The sequence below is a fragment of the Arthrobacter sp. AOP36-A1-22 genome (assembly GCF_052377615.1).
Lineage (GTDB): Bacteria > Actinomycetota > Actinomycetes > Actinomycetales > Micrococcaceae > Arthrobacter_H.
In genome coordinates this window covers 1-14,626 of record NZ_JBQSWX010000038.1, presented here as the reverse complement: position 1 = coordinate 14,626, position 14,626 = coordinate 1, and the positions used below count along the sequence as shown (strand labels likewise).

Sequence of the window (14,626 nt, the reverse complement as noted above, 5' to 3'; positions counted from 1 at the left end):
AAGCCGTCAATGACTTCGCTGTGACCTGACCTGTGGTGGCGATGGTCATGGGTACTCCTTATCCGCACTACGTCGACAACTGATATATCTCTTGTGTTCCATATCGTATGATGGAGATCACGGTCGGTCAAGGGAAAGTTTTTACCCGCTGGTAATGTAGCCGCGGGCCCAGGAAGCAGGAGGAAGTCGATGGACATGGTGACCGGAACGGCACCCGTTGCCGAGTCGCTGGCGGAACGTTCCTATCGGGTGTTGCGCGATCGGTTGATCATGCTGGACATCGCCCCCGGCGCCCCCATCAACGAGGGGCTGCTCTCGACGGAGCTGGATATGGGGCGCACCCCCATCCGCGAAGCACTGAAGAAGCTCGAGACCGACCGGCTGGTGCACTCCTTTCCGCGACGCGGCACCTTCGCCACGATGGTGGACATCAAGGACCTCGCGGCCATCTCGGAGATCCGTCACCTCCTGGAGCCGCTGGCGGCCGAGAAGGCGGCGCTGAATCCGAACCCCGCGCTGCGTGAGCAGCTGGCCGATACGGCGGCGGCGATCGAACAGCTGGACGAGGACCAGGACCGCCGGGCCCTGATGGAATACGACCTGGAGGTCCACCGGCTGATCTACCGGGCGGCGGAGAACCAGCACCTCGAGGAAACGTTGGTGCGCCTGGACAACCTGGCCACCCGCATCTGGTGCCTGGTGATGGACCGGCTACCGAGCATCGCCGGCCACATCCAGGAGCACGCCTCGCTGTTGCGGGCCATCATCGCCGGGGATCCGGTGGAATCGCGGCAGCTGGCCGAAGAACACGTGCGTCACTTCGAGTCCACCATCCGCTCGATCCTCTGACGCTCCCGCGCCGACCGGAAAGGCACCACCCCACACGACAGGGGTGGTGCCTTTTTTGGTATCGGCCGCCGGGTCGCGCGGTCTGGTGGGCAATTTGAGGACTTCCGGCCAAAGCCTTGACAGTGACCCCTGCCACAAATAGCGTATGTGCAACAGCGTTGCAGTGAGTGCAACTTCAAACTTCTTTGGTGGTCCCTCATGAATCACGAAAAAACACCCGAAGCGCACGGTGAGCCTCATCAGCCGCCGTCAGTACTGACGCACCAACACGAATCCGGCGTCAAGCCCCGCACCGCCTTCAGTGGTGGACCGGGCGAGGAGACCCCGGCCTCCATCCGCAAGACCCGCAACAAAGTCGTTGCGGCGAGCTTCATCGGCAACTTCGTCGAGTGGTTCGACTACGCCGTCTACGGCTACCTGGCGGTGACCATCACCGCAGTGTTCTTCCCCGAATCGGATCAGCAAACCGGTCTGCTGCTGACCTTCGGCCTCTTCGCCGTCTCCTTCTTCGTCCGCCCGCTGGGCGGCTTCATCTGGGGGCACCTGGGTGATAAGTTCGGCCGGCGGCTCGCCCTGTCCTGGTCCATCCTGATCATGTCCGCCGCGACGTTCTGCATCGCACTGATCCCCGGATACGCCACCATCGGGTTGTGGGCCCCGATCCTCCTGCTCATCATCCGCGTCATCCAGGGCTTCTCGGCCTCGGGGGAGTACGCCGGGGCCGCCGCCTTCCTGGTGGAATATGCCCCGCCCAAGCGTCGTGGCCTCTTCGCCGCCGTCGTCCCGGCCAGTACGGCCACCGGACTGCTGCTCGGTTCACTGCTGGCAGCCTTGCTGACCGGTCTGCTCTCCACCGATCAGATGGAAGGCTGGGGCTGGCGCCTGCCCTTCCTGCTGGCCGCTCCGATGGGACTGATCGGACGCTACATCAGGACCCGGCTGGAGGATTCCCCGGCCTTCCGGGCCCTGGAGGCCGAAGACGACACCGAAACCACCCCGATCAGGGACCTCTTCCGCGACCATTGGCGTCAGCTCGTGCAGGCCATCGGCGCCGTGCTCCTGAACGCCGTCGGCTTCTACATGCTGCTCAGCTACATGCCCACCTACCTCGCCACGGAAGTCGGCCTCGATGAATCGAAGTCCTACCTGGCGACCACGGTGGCACTGTTGACCTACATCGGCTTCATCTTCGTGATGGGCATGCTCTCGGACCGGCTGGGACGCAAGAAGGTGCTGTTGACCGCCTCAGTCCTGTTCGTGATCTTCACAGTCCCGCTGTTCATGCTGCTGGACACCGGGAACTTCCTGATCATCGTGCTGGTGCAGATCGCACTGGGCGCGATGCTGACCCTCAACGACGGGACGCTGCCCAGCTTCCTGGCGGAGATGTTCCCCACCCGGGTCCGGTACACCGGATTCGCTGTCAGTTTCAACCTCTCCAACGCGATCTTCGGCGGAACGGCCCCCTTCGTGGCCACGTTCCTCATCGGCTTCACGGGCAGCGACCTGGCCCCTGGCTGGTACCTCATGGGAGCCGCCGTCATTGCCCTGGTGGCCGTCGCCTTCTCGGCGGAAACCAGCAAACAGCCGCTGAAATAGCGGCTCCTAACCTTCCTGACGAACCATTGATCCACCACGATAAAAAGGAGTCCATTGTGACCACCGAAGCATCCACCAACGCCGTCTCCGGACTCGAACGCCTGAAGGTCCTGCACAACGGGGACAAGGTCTCCCTGACGTTCTCGGACGCCGAGTTCGAGCGCCGCCTGGCCGGGCTGCGGAAGATCATGGCCGAGAAGGACCTCGACGCCGTCGTCCTGACCAGCTACCACTCGATCAAGTACTACTCGGACTTCCTGTTCACGTACTTCGGGCGTTCCTATGCCATGGTCGTCACCGCCGACGACACCTGCACCATCACCGCCAACATCGACGCCGGCATGCCGTGGCGCCGCAGCTACGGCGAGAACATCGTCTACACCGACTGGCGTCGTGACAACTTCATCCACGCCATCCAGGAGTCGCTGCGCCAGCGCAACGTCACCGTCCGCCGGCTCGGGGTCGAAGACGACACCCTGCCGCTGGACAACCGCAATAAGATCCAGGCGGCCTTCGAGCGCGCCACCCTGGTCGACGTGGCCCAGGCGGCCATGTTCCAGCGCATGATCAAGTCGGCCGAAGAGATCGAGGTCATCAAGCACGGGGCGCGTATCGGTGACATCGGTGGTGAAGCCATCAAGGCCGCCATCCGCGAGGGCATCTCCGAATACGAGGTCGCCCTGATCGGCACCGAGGCAATGGTCCACGAGATCGCCCGGACCTTCCCGGATTCCGAGATCCGTGACACCTGGGTGTGGTTCCAGTCCGGGATCAACACCGACGGGGCCCACAACTGGGCGACCACCCGGAAGCTGCAGCGAGGGGATATCCTGTCGCTGAACTGCTTCCCGATGACCTCGGGCTACTACACCGCGCTGGAGCGCACCTTGTTCCTGGGCGAGCCTGACGAGCGGTCGCTGGAGTTGTGGAACGTCAACGTCGAGGTCCACCGTCGTGGTCTGGAGCTGATCAAGCCGGGGGCCGTCTGCAAGGACATCGCCGCCGAACTCAATGAGATCTTCGTCGATCGTGGGCTGCTGGCCAACCGCACCTTCGGCTACGGACACTCCTTCGGCGTCCTGTCGCACTACTACGGCCGTGAGGCGGGCCTGGAACTGCGTGAGGACATCGATACCGTGCTCGAACCGGGCATGGTGGTCTCCATGGAACCGATGATCACCGTGATGGATGGTCAGCCGGGGGCAGGCGGCTACCGTGAGCACGATATCCTCGTGGTGGACGAAAACGGTGCCGAGAACATCACCAAGTTCGGGTTCGGCCCGGAAAACAACATCATCCCCTGCTAGAACGCACGGGGAACCGGGGCCACTGAGGACCCGGTGGCTGCTGGTGGCGGACAACTGCTCCGCCACCAGCAGCTGCAACCTTGGAGGGACGAAAAGATGACGGCTCAGACACGTGAATCGGAGGCGGGGGAGCCCCGCAGTTCTTCCGTGATCGTCAACGTCATCGACGTCCTGCGCTGTTTCACGGTCGATGATCCGCTGCTCGGGGTCACCGAGATCGCCACCAGCGTGGGACTGCACAAATCCAGCATCTCGCGCATCCTGTCCACCTTGGAGCAGGAACGCATCGTCGAACGCGACGAATTATCGCGCAAGTTCCGCTTGGGGCTGGGGCTCATTGCCGTGGCCGGCCCGCTGCTGGCCAATCTGGATGCCCGGCGCATCGCCTACCCCGTGCTGCAGGAACTGGCCGAGACCACGGGGGAGACGGCGGCCCTGAACATCTGGGACGGCGCCGAATCGGTGTCCGTCGAACAGATCCCCAGCCGCAAACAGGTCAAACACACGTCGCCCATCGGCACCCGGTACGGCACCCCGTTGAGCGCCTCCGTCCAGGTGTTCTTGGCCTACCAGGAAGAATCAGTCGTCCGGGAACTGCTGTCCAGATCAAGGGCCGAGGAGCATGACCCAGCGGGACCGCAGGACCTGAAGACGTACCTGCGTCGACTGGAGACGGTGCGGGAGCGTGGCTACGCCTGCAATTACGGGGAAACCTCCCATGAAGAGGTCGGGGTCGCGGCACCGATCATGGGGCATCGCGGGGAAGTCGCCGCGGCTCTGATGGTCGCCGCCCCGCTCTACCGCATCCACGATGCCGAACTGACCCGGCTCGCGGAGGCCTGTTGTCGGGCCGCCGCCCGGATCAGCCGGCGCATGGGCGGCCAGCCCGAATAACGCCCCGCACCACCCACCCACACCGGAAGGCACGGAAGCAGTCATGAGCGTTGAACGTCGCGGAGAATTCGCCTTCGACTACCTGTTGCATGAGGGCACGGCCCCGACGAAGGTCCAATTCCACTTCCTCGAGGAACTGAACCTCCCCGTGGCCATACAGACCTGGGAGCTACCCGTCGGGGGCAGCGAGGGGATGCACCGCCACGACGGGGAGCAGGCCCTCGAGGAGTTCTCCCTCGTGGTCGAGGGAAGCGCGCGCATGCACCTGGGCGACGAGATACTTGAACTGGAGGCCGGGGACACGGCACTGGCGCCAGCCGGGGTGGACCATGACCTGATCAATGCCGGTGAAGGCCCCCTGAGGATCCTGACCGTCTGGGGCACCCCCGGCGCGGCGGACTTCTCCTCCTTCGGCTCCGCCCGTGCCTCGAAGGAAGCCCGCGCACTGGCCGCGGACCGGACGAAGGGCCCTTCCGGGACACCGCCGAGCCGCTAGGCGGCCCGCCACGGCCGGGAGGGGAATCGGCCGGGCACAAGTCTTGCCAGCCACGGGGGCGGATGCTGGAGTGGGGGCAACGGTTCCCTACGGAGAGGCAGTCCATCATGACCGGAGAGATTTCATTCATCGAATTCGGGGCCGGGGACGCCGCGGAATCCGCACGGTTCTATGCCGCGCTCTTCGGGTGGCGGAGCGAACCCGGCCCGAACGGGCCCGATGCCGGCTACCAACTGGATGTGGCCGGCACCCCGGGTGGCCTCCATTCCGGGGATCCGGGGGCGGCGCCCTACGTGTTCTTCGCCGTGGAGCAGATGCAGGCCGCCTGCGATCGGGTCGTTGAACTCGGGGGGACCGTCGACCCGATGGACCTCAACGGCGATGCCGGCTACCGGGCCACCCACGGACTATTCACGCTCTGCCGGGACCAGCAAGGCTCCCCGTTCGGCCTGCATCAGCGGCCCGCCGGTTAGGGCCATCGGCCCCCGACGGTGCACGGACCCGCCCCGACGATGGTGTGTCCCGCGCCATGTCCGGGCTACGCTGGCCGCATGACAGAGCATGACCAGCGGGAGTTCGACGTCATCGTCGTCGGTGCCGGCCTCTCCGGACTGGTGGCCGCCACCGAAGCCACCGACACCGGACGGAAGGTCCTGCTGATCGACCAGGAACCGCAATCCAACCTCGGCGCCCAGGCCTGGTGGAGTTTCGGCGGCCTGTTCCTGGTGGACAGTCCCGAACAGCGGCGCCTGGGGATCCGTGACAGCGTCGAGCTGGCCCGGCAGGACTGGTGGGGCACCGCCGGCTTCGACCGGCCGGAGGACCATTGGCCCCGGGCCTGGGCGGAGGCCTACGTCGACTGGGCGGCCGGGGGCAAGCGCGCCTGGCTGCACGAGCTGGGGATCAGGTTCTTCCCCGTCGTGGGCTGGGCCGAACGCGGAGGCCACGGGGCATCGGGCCCCGGGAACTCGGTGCCCCGCTTCCACATCACCTGGGGTACCGGCCCCGGGCTCGTGGAACCCTTCGCGAACAAGGCCCTGGCTGCGGTGTCCTCCGGGCTGCTCACCGTACGCTTCAGGCACCGCTTGGACTCATTGGTGGTCCGGGGCGGCGCCGTCACCGGGGGCCAGGGACAGGTGCTGGCCCCCTCCAACTCACCCCGCGGCCAGGCCAGCAACCGGCAGGAGGTGGGCGACTTCGAATACCTGGCCCCCGCCGTCGTGCTGTGTACCGGGGGGATCGGCGGCAACGTCGAGAAGGTGCGGGCCGCCTGGCCCGAACGGCTGGGGGACCCCCCGGCCCGGATGATTTCCGGGGTTCCCGCGCACGTCGATGGCCGGGGGCTGGATATCGGTGCTGCCGCCGGAGGGCACCTGATCAACGGGGACCGGATGTGGCACTACACCGAAGGGATCATGAACCACGGCCCGGTCTGGGAGAACCACGGCATCAGGATCCTGCCCGGACCCAGCTCGCTCTGGATCGATGCCGTGGGCCGACGCCTTCCGGCACCGCTGTGGCCGGGATTCGACACGCTGGGAACGCTGGAACATCTGCGCGGCACCGGTCACGACCATTCGTGGTTCATCCTCAACCGGCGCATCATCGGCAAGGAGTTCGCGCTCTCGGGATCCGAACAGAACCCCGATCTGACCGGCAAGGACATCGGTGCGGTGCTGCGGCGGGCCCGCACCGCAGTGCCGGATCCGGTGCAGGCCTTCCTGGACCGCGGCAAGGATTTCATCCAGGCGGACAGCGTGGCCGAGCTGGTCGCGCGGATGAACCGGCTCGCAGGAGGGGACCTGCTGGATGCGGAGGCCATCGAAGCCGAAATCATCGCCCGCGACGCCGAAGCCTCGAACCGATTCAGCAAGGACCCGCAACAGATGGCCGTCCAGGCGGCCCGCAGCTATCTCGGTGACAAACTGATCCGCACCGTCGCCCCGCACCGGCTGCTGGATCCGAAGGCAGGCCCGCTGATTGCCGTGAGGCTACACATCCTCACGCGCAAATCGCTCGGGGGACTGGAAACGGATCTGGACTCACGCGTGCTGGCCCCCGGCGGCCGGGCGGTCCCAGGTCTCTATGCCGCCGGGGAGGCCGCGGGATTCGGTGGCGGGGGAGTCCACGGCTACCGGGCCCTGGAGGGGACGTTCCTGGGAGGCTGCCTCTTCAGCGGCCGGGCCGCCGGGCGGGCCGCCGCCGGGCGGTGAACGGCGCAGAGGGGGACCAGGTCCCGTCGGTTGCGTGATCCCGACGGGCCGTTGGACCCGGTGCTAGTGCCTGGCCCAATACGTCGTGCCGATGACCAACGCGTACACCCCGAAGACAACCCCGAGGTACATGGGGCTGAAGACGTGGCCGGAGATGATCGATTGCAGGACCGCATAGGCCAGGAAAAGCAGCAGGATGCCGATCCCCGCAACGACGTACTCCACGCCGTGGTGATGATGGTGGGCGTGGGCGACGCCTTGATGATTCATAGAATGTCCCATACTTCGAACATACGCCGGTGCCGGGGGAAGAACCATAGCTAGACTGGGGGCCGCGAACGCACGCCGCCGCACGCCGGCCCGGGATCGACCCGCCTGATCAAGATTGCCTCGAGGTACCCAAATGACTGAGCAGAACCCATACGACCCCGCCCCATACCCCGGGCCGCAGGGCCAGGGCGGGTATCCCCACCCGTACCCGGGACAAAACCCGTGGTACCAGCAGCCACCGGCAGCCTCCGGGTTGACCAAGGCCGCGATGATCATCGGCATCGTGGCGATCGCCTTGGCATTCATCCCCGTCGTGGGGTTCATCTCCTTCATCCTGGGGCCACTGGCCCTGGTCCTGGGGATCATCGGGCTGGTGAAGCGGGTTCCCCGCAAGGGCTTCGCACTCACCGGGGTCATCACCGGTGCCGCGGCACTGATCGTCTGCATCATCTACGTGATCATCGCCGTCGCACTGGCCAACGTGGTCCAGAACGGGATGGGCGAAACCGCGCCCTATACCTACTCGGTGACCGGGGATGGCGCCTACACCGTCGACTACACCGCAGAGAACATCACCTCGGAGAAGACCGAAGAGATCCCCGGCGGCGAGTTCACCAAGGACGTCACGGCCAATTCCATGCTGGGAACGCTCACGGCCCACAACGCCGCGGGCAGCAGCGGGGATCTTTCCTGCACGATCAGCAAGCCGGACGGCAGCGTCGTCGCGAAGGATTCGGCCTCGGGCGCCGGGGCCAGGGTCGCCTGCCTGACCGGCGAAGGCTTCAATAAGTAGGGCCCGCCGTCCTGCCGGGGCGGGAGACGCTACCGGCGATGGCCCTTGGCCCGGCGGGCGGCCACGCGTTCCTCGACGATCGCGACGGCCGTTCCGGCCGAGGTCCGGGGGCCCGTGGCCAGATAGACCGGCGCCTCATGGACGGGCCGGACCTCGTCGTCGTACCGATAGGGCAGGTAGCTACCGCCCGAGCGGCGCACCAGCAGCACCCCGGCGGCGACATCCCAGGGGTTGGTGTCGAAGCCCAGGGTGATATCGGTCCACCCGGCCGCGACATGGGCCAGGCCCAGGGCCCCGCTGACGGTCCGCCGGACGGTGGCGTACCGGGTGACCAGGGTGCCGAAGGCCTCCAGGGCTGCCGGTCCGTCGAGTTCGAGGGCCTCGGCCGAGGGGTAGTCGGTCATGAGGCTGGACGCGGTTTCCTCCGGTGTGCCGGACGGTTCCAGACGATCCCCGTTCAGCCAGGCGCCTTCGGCATTGGCGGTGAACATCAGCTCGGCGACGGGGTCATAGACGACGCCGGCGAGTAGTTCGCCGTCCAATGCCGCGGCAATGGACACACAGAAGAAGGCGACGCCGTGGGCGAAGTTGCTGGTCCCGTCGATGGGATCAACGATCCATTCGATGCGGCCGGTGCCCTGATGCCCTCCCTCCTCGCCGAGGATCCGGCTATCGGGGCAGGCGGCGAAGAGATGGGCGGAGATGGCCTTCTCGCTGGCCTGGTCGAAGGCGGTGACCAGATCGTGGGCGTTGGCCTTCTGGCGGGCTTCGGCCCCGGAACGGAAGGCCCCGCGCAGCAGCGGGCCGACACCCCGCGCCGCGTCCTCCGCGATGCCACGCAGATGTTCGGCCAGTTCCAGGGGGTGCTCGGGGGTATCCACCCGGTCAGCCTACCGGGCTCAACTTTCGTCGAGCTGTTCCGGCTGCTCGCCCAGGATGAAGTGCCGTCCGGAGATCGACGTGGGGGTGATCTCGATCCAGAAGTCCTTCAATGTCTGTACCCAGGGGTCCACCCCGGAGGCCCGGGCGGTCTTGATCTCCGCTTCGGTCTCCAGGATGCGTGCGGTGCCCTGGATGATCACCGACCAGGCCTCGTCGCTGAGGATGCCGTCGGATTGGAAGGCGACCTTCGGGTTCACCGTCAGGCCCGAGAGCTTGGAGCCGGCCGCCGAACGCAGGTAGATCCGCTCATTGGAGGCCCCGTGGTTCACCGGGGTGATGTAGGGGACGCCGTCGAAAGCGGTGGCGAGGCGCCCGTGTTGGCTGTGGCCCAGGAGCTTCCAGCACTGGTCTTCGTCCAGGATCAGGACCGGTTCGTCGTCTGCATGGGTGAACATCATGCCCCTATTCTTCTACGGCATGTAGAAAAAATCCAGTATCCGCCGGGACTTGTTGACGCGCGGGCGTGAAAGACTGGCGATATGTCATCACGCAAAGCAGAATCGTTGCGACAGCACCTGGGGGTCAGGCTCGAGGACGCCTGGCATGCGTTCCGCGAGGCGAACGGTCGTGAACGTGGCATGGTTCCGACCGTGCTGCCCTTCAGGGGGTACGGACGCTCCGAATCCGCTGAGGACGGGTGGGTCCGGATCCTGGCACGGATCGTCGTCGCCTCCCCGCAGCCGTTCCGCCATGGGGTTCCGCGGTCCCGCGTGGTCGCCGATGGCGTCCGGGGGTGGAGGAACTTCATTTCCCCGCCCATCCCGTATGCCGAGGCCACCGTCACCATCGCCGGAGGGGAGCATCTGGTCCGCGCGGATCGTGGGGGAGTCCTGGATGCCCGCATCGCCACGAGACTGGGGCCGGGCTGGCATACCGTCACCCTGAGCGCCGAGGGCTCGGCCGAGGTCAGGGCCCGGGTGTTCGTGGTCGATGCCTCCTGCGAATTCGGTCTCCTGTCGGATGTGGATGACACCGTGGTGGTCACCGCCCTTCCGCGGCCGTTGTTGGCCGCCTGGAACTCGTTCGTCCTCGACGAGCATGCCCGGGTGGCCACCCCCGGCATGGCGGTGATGATGGAGCGGGTCTTGCGTGGACGCCCCGGCGCCCCCGTCCTGTACCTGTCGACCGGAGCCTGGAACGTCGCCCCGACCCTGAGCCGGTTCCTGGCCAGGAACCTCTTCCCCGAAGGACCCCTGCTGCTCACCGACTGGGGGCCCGTGGAAACCGGCGCCTCCGGTGGCCGCTGGTTCCGCTCCGGTGCCCAGCACAAGGTCGACCAACTGCGCCGTCTGGCCGAGGAGTTCCCACAGGTGAAATGGCTGCTCATCGGCGATGACGGCCAACACGACCCGGAGATCTATGCGGGCTTTGCCCAGCGCTACCCGCAAAACGTCAAGGCCATCGTCATCCGCCAGCTGACCCCCTCCGAGGCGGTCCTCGCCGGCGGCCGTTCGCAGCGGACGGTGAACTCGACGCCGGGCATCGACTGGGTCTACGCCCCCGATGGGGCTCATATCCTCTCCGAGCTGCAACGGCTGGGCATCGTCTCCGACGAGGAACAGCACGTCGAGCACCAGGAGCGTCGGCGGTTGCGCCAGCAGTGGCCGGAAGGAGAACCACAGGGAGAGCAGGAAGAACAGGAGGTCCACGCCCGATGAGCGGACGGAAACTGCAGGTCCAGGTCCCGATGCGGTGGGGCGACATGGACGCATACGGGCATATCAACAACGTCAACCTCGTGCGCATGATGGAAGAAGCCCGCATCGCCGGCTTCGGCGTGCCCGGGGGGACGGGCAAACCGGGCACCGAATCGACCGCGGAACTGTTCTCCAGCGTCCCGGTCAACACCCAGATCCTCGTGGTCGAACACCGGGTCAGGTATCTCAGCCCGCTGGACTACCGCAATGTCCCGGCGGAGGTCGAGATCTGGCTTTCCCGGGTGAAGGCGGCCAGCTTCGACGTCTGCTACGAATTCCGCGACCCGATCGAGGGGAGCCTGTGCGTGCGGGCGACCACCACGTTGGCCTTCTTCTCGGTGGAGGACCAGCGGTTGTTCCGGCTACCGGCCCGGCAGCGGGAGGAAATGCAGCAGTTCCTCGGCGAACCGGTCTTCCCCTGAGGCCCGGGGGCCGCTGAAGTAACCTCTTCGCCCGTGGCGTACGGAGTTTGCGTTGCCTGCGCGCTTGGGATTGGGTGGAGGAAATACGTTTTGCCGGGTCAGGCTCGGCCCTCGAAGGAGTGATCGGAAGATGCCCGTCCCCGCAACCGCTCGACCGCCGCGCCCGCAGGTCGTGTTGGAAGTGGTGACCAAACGGAAAATCGGCAAGCACATGGTCCGTCTGACCCTGGGCGGCGAGGGCTTTGCCGCCTTCCGCAACCGGGATGCCACCGACAAGTACGTCAAGCTGCTCTTCGCCGACCCCGAATTGGGGCTGACCCCACCGTACGACATGGACGAACTGCGGGCCGTCCTGCCGCAGGAACGGATGCCGGTCCGCCGCACCTACACGGTGCGCAGTGTCAACGAAGCCGCCGGCACCTTGCAGATCGACTTCGTCGTGCACGGTGAGGAGGGCCTGGCCGGCCCCTGGGCCGCCAACGCCCAACCCGGTGACCTGGTCTGCTTCTCCGGCCCCGGGGGCATGTACTTCCCCTCGAAGGACGCCGACTGGCATCTGCTTGCGGGGGACGAATCAGCTTTGCCGGCCATTGCCGCCGCCCTGGAGAAGATGCCTCGTTCCGCCGTCGGTGAGGTCTATGTCGAGGTGGCCGGGGAGAAGGACGAGGTCAAGTTCAGGGCCCCGAAGGGAATCAACGTCCACTGGCTGCACCGCGGCGGGACGTTCACCCCCGAAAGCACCAAGCTCGCCGCCGCCGTGATGGCAGGTCCCTGGCATGAGGGCGAGGTGCAGGTCTTCGCCCACGGGGAACGGGAGATGGTCAAGGCGCTGCGCCGGTTCCTGGCCGACGAGAAGGGCCTGCACCGCAAACAGCTCTCGCTCTCGGCCTACTGGGCCTTCGGCCGCGCCGAAGAGACCTTCCAGGCGGAGAAGAACGAACCGATCGGCAAGATCTTCCCCGAACAGCCGGGGATGCAGGCCACCACGGGCGGTTGATCCGCCGTCCGGGGCGAGGGCCTCAGCCCTTCGAATAGGCTTCCTCGTTCCAGAGATGGAAGAGCGCGTGGCTGCGATAGGGGCGCCAGGCTTCCGCGCGGCGGGCCGCCTCCCGGGTCGTGACCCCGCCCAGCGCCCGGCGCAGGACGAGGTCTCCGGCGGTGAAGGCATCGGGCTCCAAACGCGCCCTGACATCGAGGTTGTCGGCGCTCCACGGGCCGATGCCGGGGATGGCCAGGAGTTCTTCACGCGTGAGCGGGAACGCCCCGGGATCCGCCGGTGTCGCCACATGGGCGAACGCCTCGGCCACGGCCAACAACGTCCTGGTGCGGGCGTGGGTCAGGCCGACGCCGGCCTGCAGTTCGTCTTCGGGGATCCCCGCCACGACCCCGGGAGTCGGGAACAAGTGCAATCCGGCGATCGGCGGGCCGGCCCATCCGCTCACCAGCCGCCCGGCGAAAGTGCGTCCCGCGGCCAGGGAAACCTGCTGGCCGAGCACGGTCGTGGCCGCGGCCTCGAAGGGATCCGGGGAGCCGACGGGGCGGAGCCGGGGCCGCTTGGCGACCAGGGGGGCCAGGGTCGGGTCGCGGAGCAGCCGGGCATTGATCGGTTCCAGATCCAGATCCAACGCGAACCACCGGCGAAGCAACGCCGAGAGCGGGGGCCGGTCCTCGGCCGTCAGCGCCGCGTCCACCCGGCGGAGCAGGACCGCGTCCTCGGTGAAGCGTAGACCGATCACCACGTTCCGGTCTCCGATCCTGACCGGGCGGCGGTGTTCGCCCCCCGTTTGTTCGTCGAGGCCCGGCACGGCATGGGCGGCCAGGACGGCCAGCGAAAGCTGCGGGTCCAGTCCTCCATTGGCTGGTAGGCGCAGGACCTGTTCCGGGTTCTCTGGCATGGCATCCATGGTTCCCCAGACTAGTGCCCCGAGGGGGTCGTCGAACCTGGCTATACAATCATTCAGTGCCTTGTACGAACGTATAGGTGGGGGTAGTCTCAACCCATGGCAGCTTCCCGACCAGTGCTGCGTCCGCCCCTTCGACCTTCAACGTGAGGTACTGATGACCACACCACCCCAAGCACTCATCTACGATTCCATCCGTATCTCCCCGGGGAAAGGGCAAGCCGAGCGGGTCCCTCCACGAAGTGAAGCCGATCGATCTCGTGGTCGGGCTCATCGATGCCCTCAGGGAACGCCACCCGGGGATGGATACCCGACTCATCGACGATATCGTCCTTGGTTGTGTGAGCCCGGTGGGGGAGCAGGGGATGGATATCGCCCGGATCGCCGCCCTGAAGGCAGGGCTACCTTGGGAGGTCGCCGGCGTCCAACTCAACCGCTTCTGCGCCTCGGGGCTCGAGGCCGTGAACCAGGTGGCTGCCCGTGCCCGCGCCGGTTGGGAGGATCTGCTCATCGGCGGCGGCGTCGAATCGATGTCCAGGGTGCCGATGGCCTCCGACGGAGGGGCGTGGGCCATGGACCCGGCCACCGCACGGGCCACCAATTTCGTTCCCCAGGGAATTGGTGCCGATCTAAGTGCCACCTTGGAGGGCTTCGAGCGCTCCGAAGTGGACCGCTTCGCCGCGCAAAGCCATCATCGGGCCGCCACCGCGTGGAAGGAAGGTCGCTTTGATCGTTCGATCGTCCCGGTCCGTGATGTGAACGGGCTGACGATCCTTGACCATGATGAAACCATTGGACCCGGGACCAGCACGGAAACCTTGGCTCCGCTGAACCCCTCATTCGCGAAGCTAGGCGCTCAGGGCGGCTTCGATGCGGTAGCCCTCGAGCAATACGCCTCGGTCGATACGATCAATCACGTCCACCATGCGGGCAACTCCTCGGGAATCGTCGCTGGTGCTGCCCTGGTCCTGGTCGGAAACGAGAGCGCTGGCCAACGACACGGCCTCACCCCGCGGGCCCGGGTGGTCGCAACGGCGGTGACCGGTTCCGAGCCGACCATCATGCTCACCGGCCCCACTCCTGCCTGTCGCAAGGCCCTCGACCGTGCCGGCATGACGGCCGGGGATGTCGACCTCATCGAAGTCAACGAGGCTTTCGCAGCGGTACCGCTGAAACTCATGCGGGACATGGGCTGGAACGAAGAACAAGCGAATGTCAACGGGGGCGCCATCGCCATGGGTCA

At 66.5% G+C, this 14,626-nt stretch carries 16 protein-coding genes; 12 read left to right on the top strand and 4 right to left on the bottom strand.

Features of this window, described 5'->3' with window-relative positions:
- Positions 1–189: 189 nt before the first annotated feature.
- From ACT3S2_RS15240 to ACT3S2_RS15210, 7 genes are all read left to right on the top strand, one after another.
- A complete protein-coding gene (locus ACT3S2_RS15240; protein WP_444555014.1) occupies positions 190–849 on the top strand; it encodes a GntR family transcriptional regulator in 660 nt (219 codons plus the stop codon).
- Positions 850–1,047: 198 nt separating this feature from the next.
- Positions 1,048–2,448, top strand: a complete 1,401-nt coding sequence (locus tag ACT3S2_RS15235) for an MFS transporter (RefSeq protein WP_444555015.1) — start codon at positions 1,048–1,050, stop codon at positions 2,446–2,448.
- Positions 2,449–2,504: 56 nt separating this feature from the next.
- Positions 2,505–3,755, top strand: coding sequence for a M24 family metallopeptidase (locus tag ACT3S2_RS15230; protein WP_444555016.1), 1,251 nt, complete (start codon positions 2,505–2,507; stop codon positions 3,753–3,755).
- Positions 3,756–3,851: 96 nt separating this feature from the next.
- Positions 3,852–4,649, top strand: a complete 798-nt coding sequence (locus tag ACT3S2_RS15225; protein ID WP_444555017.1) for an IclR family transcriptional regulator — start codon at positions 3,852–3,854, stop codon at positions 4,647–4,649.
- A 43-nt stretch (positions 4,650–4,692) separates the two neighbouring features.
- A complete protein-coding gene (locus ACT3S2_RS15220; RefSeq protein ID WP_444561874.1) occupies positions 4,693–5,145 on the top strand; it encodes a cupin domain-containing protein in 453 nt (150 codons plus the stop codon).
- Positions 5,146–5,252: 107 nt separating this feature from the next.
- Positions 5,253–5,618, top strand: a complete 366-nt coding sequence (locus tag ACT3S2_RS15215; protein ID WP_444555019.1) for a VOC family protein — start codon at positions 5,253–5,255, stop codon at positions 5,616–5,618.
- A gap of 78 nt (positions 5,619–5,696) precedes the next feature.
- Positions 5,697–7,358 carry an FAD-binding dehydrogenase gene (locus ACT3S2_RS15210; protein ID WP_444561873.1) on the top strand — a complete coding sequence of 554 codons (1,662 nt, stop codon included), beginning with the start codon at positions 5,697–5,699 and terminating at the stop codon, positions 7,356–7,358.
- Positions 7,359–7,421: 63 nt separating this feature from the next.
- Here ACT3S2_RS15210 and ACT3S2_RS15205 read toward each other — a convergent pair whose 3' ends face one another.
- Positions 7,422–7,628, bottom strand: coding sequence for a hypothetical protein (locus tag ACT3S2_RS15205; protein WP_444555021.1), 207 nt, complete (start codon positions 7,626–7,628; stop codon positions 7,422–7,424).
- Positions 7,629–7,761: 133 nt separating this feature from the next.
- Here ACT3S2_RS15205 and ACT3S2_RS15200 point away from each other — a divergent pair, with 133 nt between their 5' ends.
- Positions 7,762–8,421 (top strand): hypothetical protein, encoded by a 660-nt coding sequence (locus ACT3S2_RS15200; RefSeq protein ID WP_444555022.1) that lies wholly within the window; start codon positions 7,762–7,764, stop codon positions 8,419–8,421.
- A 29-nt stretch (positions 8,422–8,450) separates the two neighbouring features.
- On the opposite strand, the gene ACT3S2_RS15195 is transcribed toward ACT3S2_RS15200, so the two are convergent.
- Together ACT3S2_RS15195 and ACT3S2_RS15190 are read right to left on the bottom strand one after the other, a co-directional pair.
- Positions 8,451–9,302 carry an inositol monophosphatase family protein gene (locus tag ACT3S2_RS15195; RefSeq protein WP_444555023.1) on the bottom strand — a complete coding sequence of 284 codons (852 nt, stop codon included), beginning with the start codon at positions 9,300–9,302 and terminating at the stop codon, positions 8,451–8,453.
- A gap of 18 nt (positions 9,303–9,320) precedes the next feature.
- Positions 9,321–9,761 carry a pyridoxamine 5'-phosphate oxidase family protein gene (locus tag ACT3S2_RS15190; RefSeq protein ID WP_444555024.1) on the bottom strand — a complete coding sequence of 147 codons (441 nt, stop codon included), beginning with the start codon at positions 9,759–9,761 and terminating at the stop codon, positions 9,321–9,323.
- A gap of 81 nt (positions 9,762–9,842) precedes the next feature.
- Between ACT3S2_RS15190 and ACT3S2_RS15185 the strand changes: the two genes are divergently transcribed.
- The 3 genes from ACT3S2_RS15185 (at position 9,843) to ACT3S2_RS15175 (ending at position 12,479) form a co-directional block, all read left to right on the top strand.
- Positions 9,843–11,021, top strand: coding sequence for an App1 family protein (locus ACT3S2_RS15185; RefSeq protein WP_444555025.1), 1,179 nt, complete (start codon positions 9,843–9,845; stop codon positions 11,019–11,021).
- Positions 11,018–11,482, top strand: coding sequence for an acyl-CoA thioesterase (locus ACT3S2_RS15180; RefSeq protein ID WP_444555026.1), 465 nt, complete (start codon positions 11,018–11,020; stop codon positions 11,480–11,482). The genes ACT3S2_RS15185 and ACT3S2_RS15180 overlap by 4 nt, the downstream gene beginning before the upstream one ends.
- A gap of 130 nt (positions 11,483–11,612) precedes the next feature.
- A complete protein-coding gene (locus ACT3S2_RS15175; RefSeq protein ID WP_444561872.1) occupies positions 11,613–12,479 on the top strand; it encodes a siderophore-interacting protein in 867 nt (288 codons plus the stop codon).
- Between the two features lie 22 nt (positions 12,480–12,501).
- Here the strand turns inward: ACT3S2_RS15175 and ACT3S2_RS15170 are convergent, their stop codons facing one another.
- Positions 12,502–13,377 carry a DNA-3-methyladenine glycosylase family protein gene (locus ACT3S2_RS15170; protein WP_444561871.1) on the bottom strand — a complete coding sequence of 292 codons (876 nt, stop codon included), beginning with the start codon at positions 13,375–13,377 and terminating at the stop codon, positions 12,502–12,504.
- 248 nt (positions 13,378–13,625) lie between these two features.
- On the opposite strand from ACT3S2_RS15170, the gene ACT3S2_RS15165 reads away from it, so the two are divergent.
- A partial coding sequence (locus tag ACT3S2_RS15165) for an acetyl-CoA C-acetyltransferase (RefSeq protein WP_444561870.1) occupies positions 13,626–14,626 on the top strand: 1,001 nt, incomplete at its 3' end.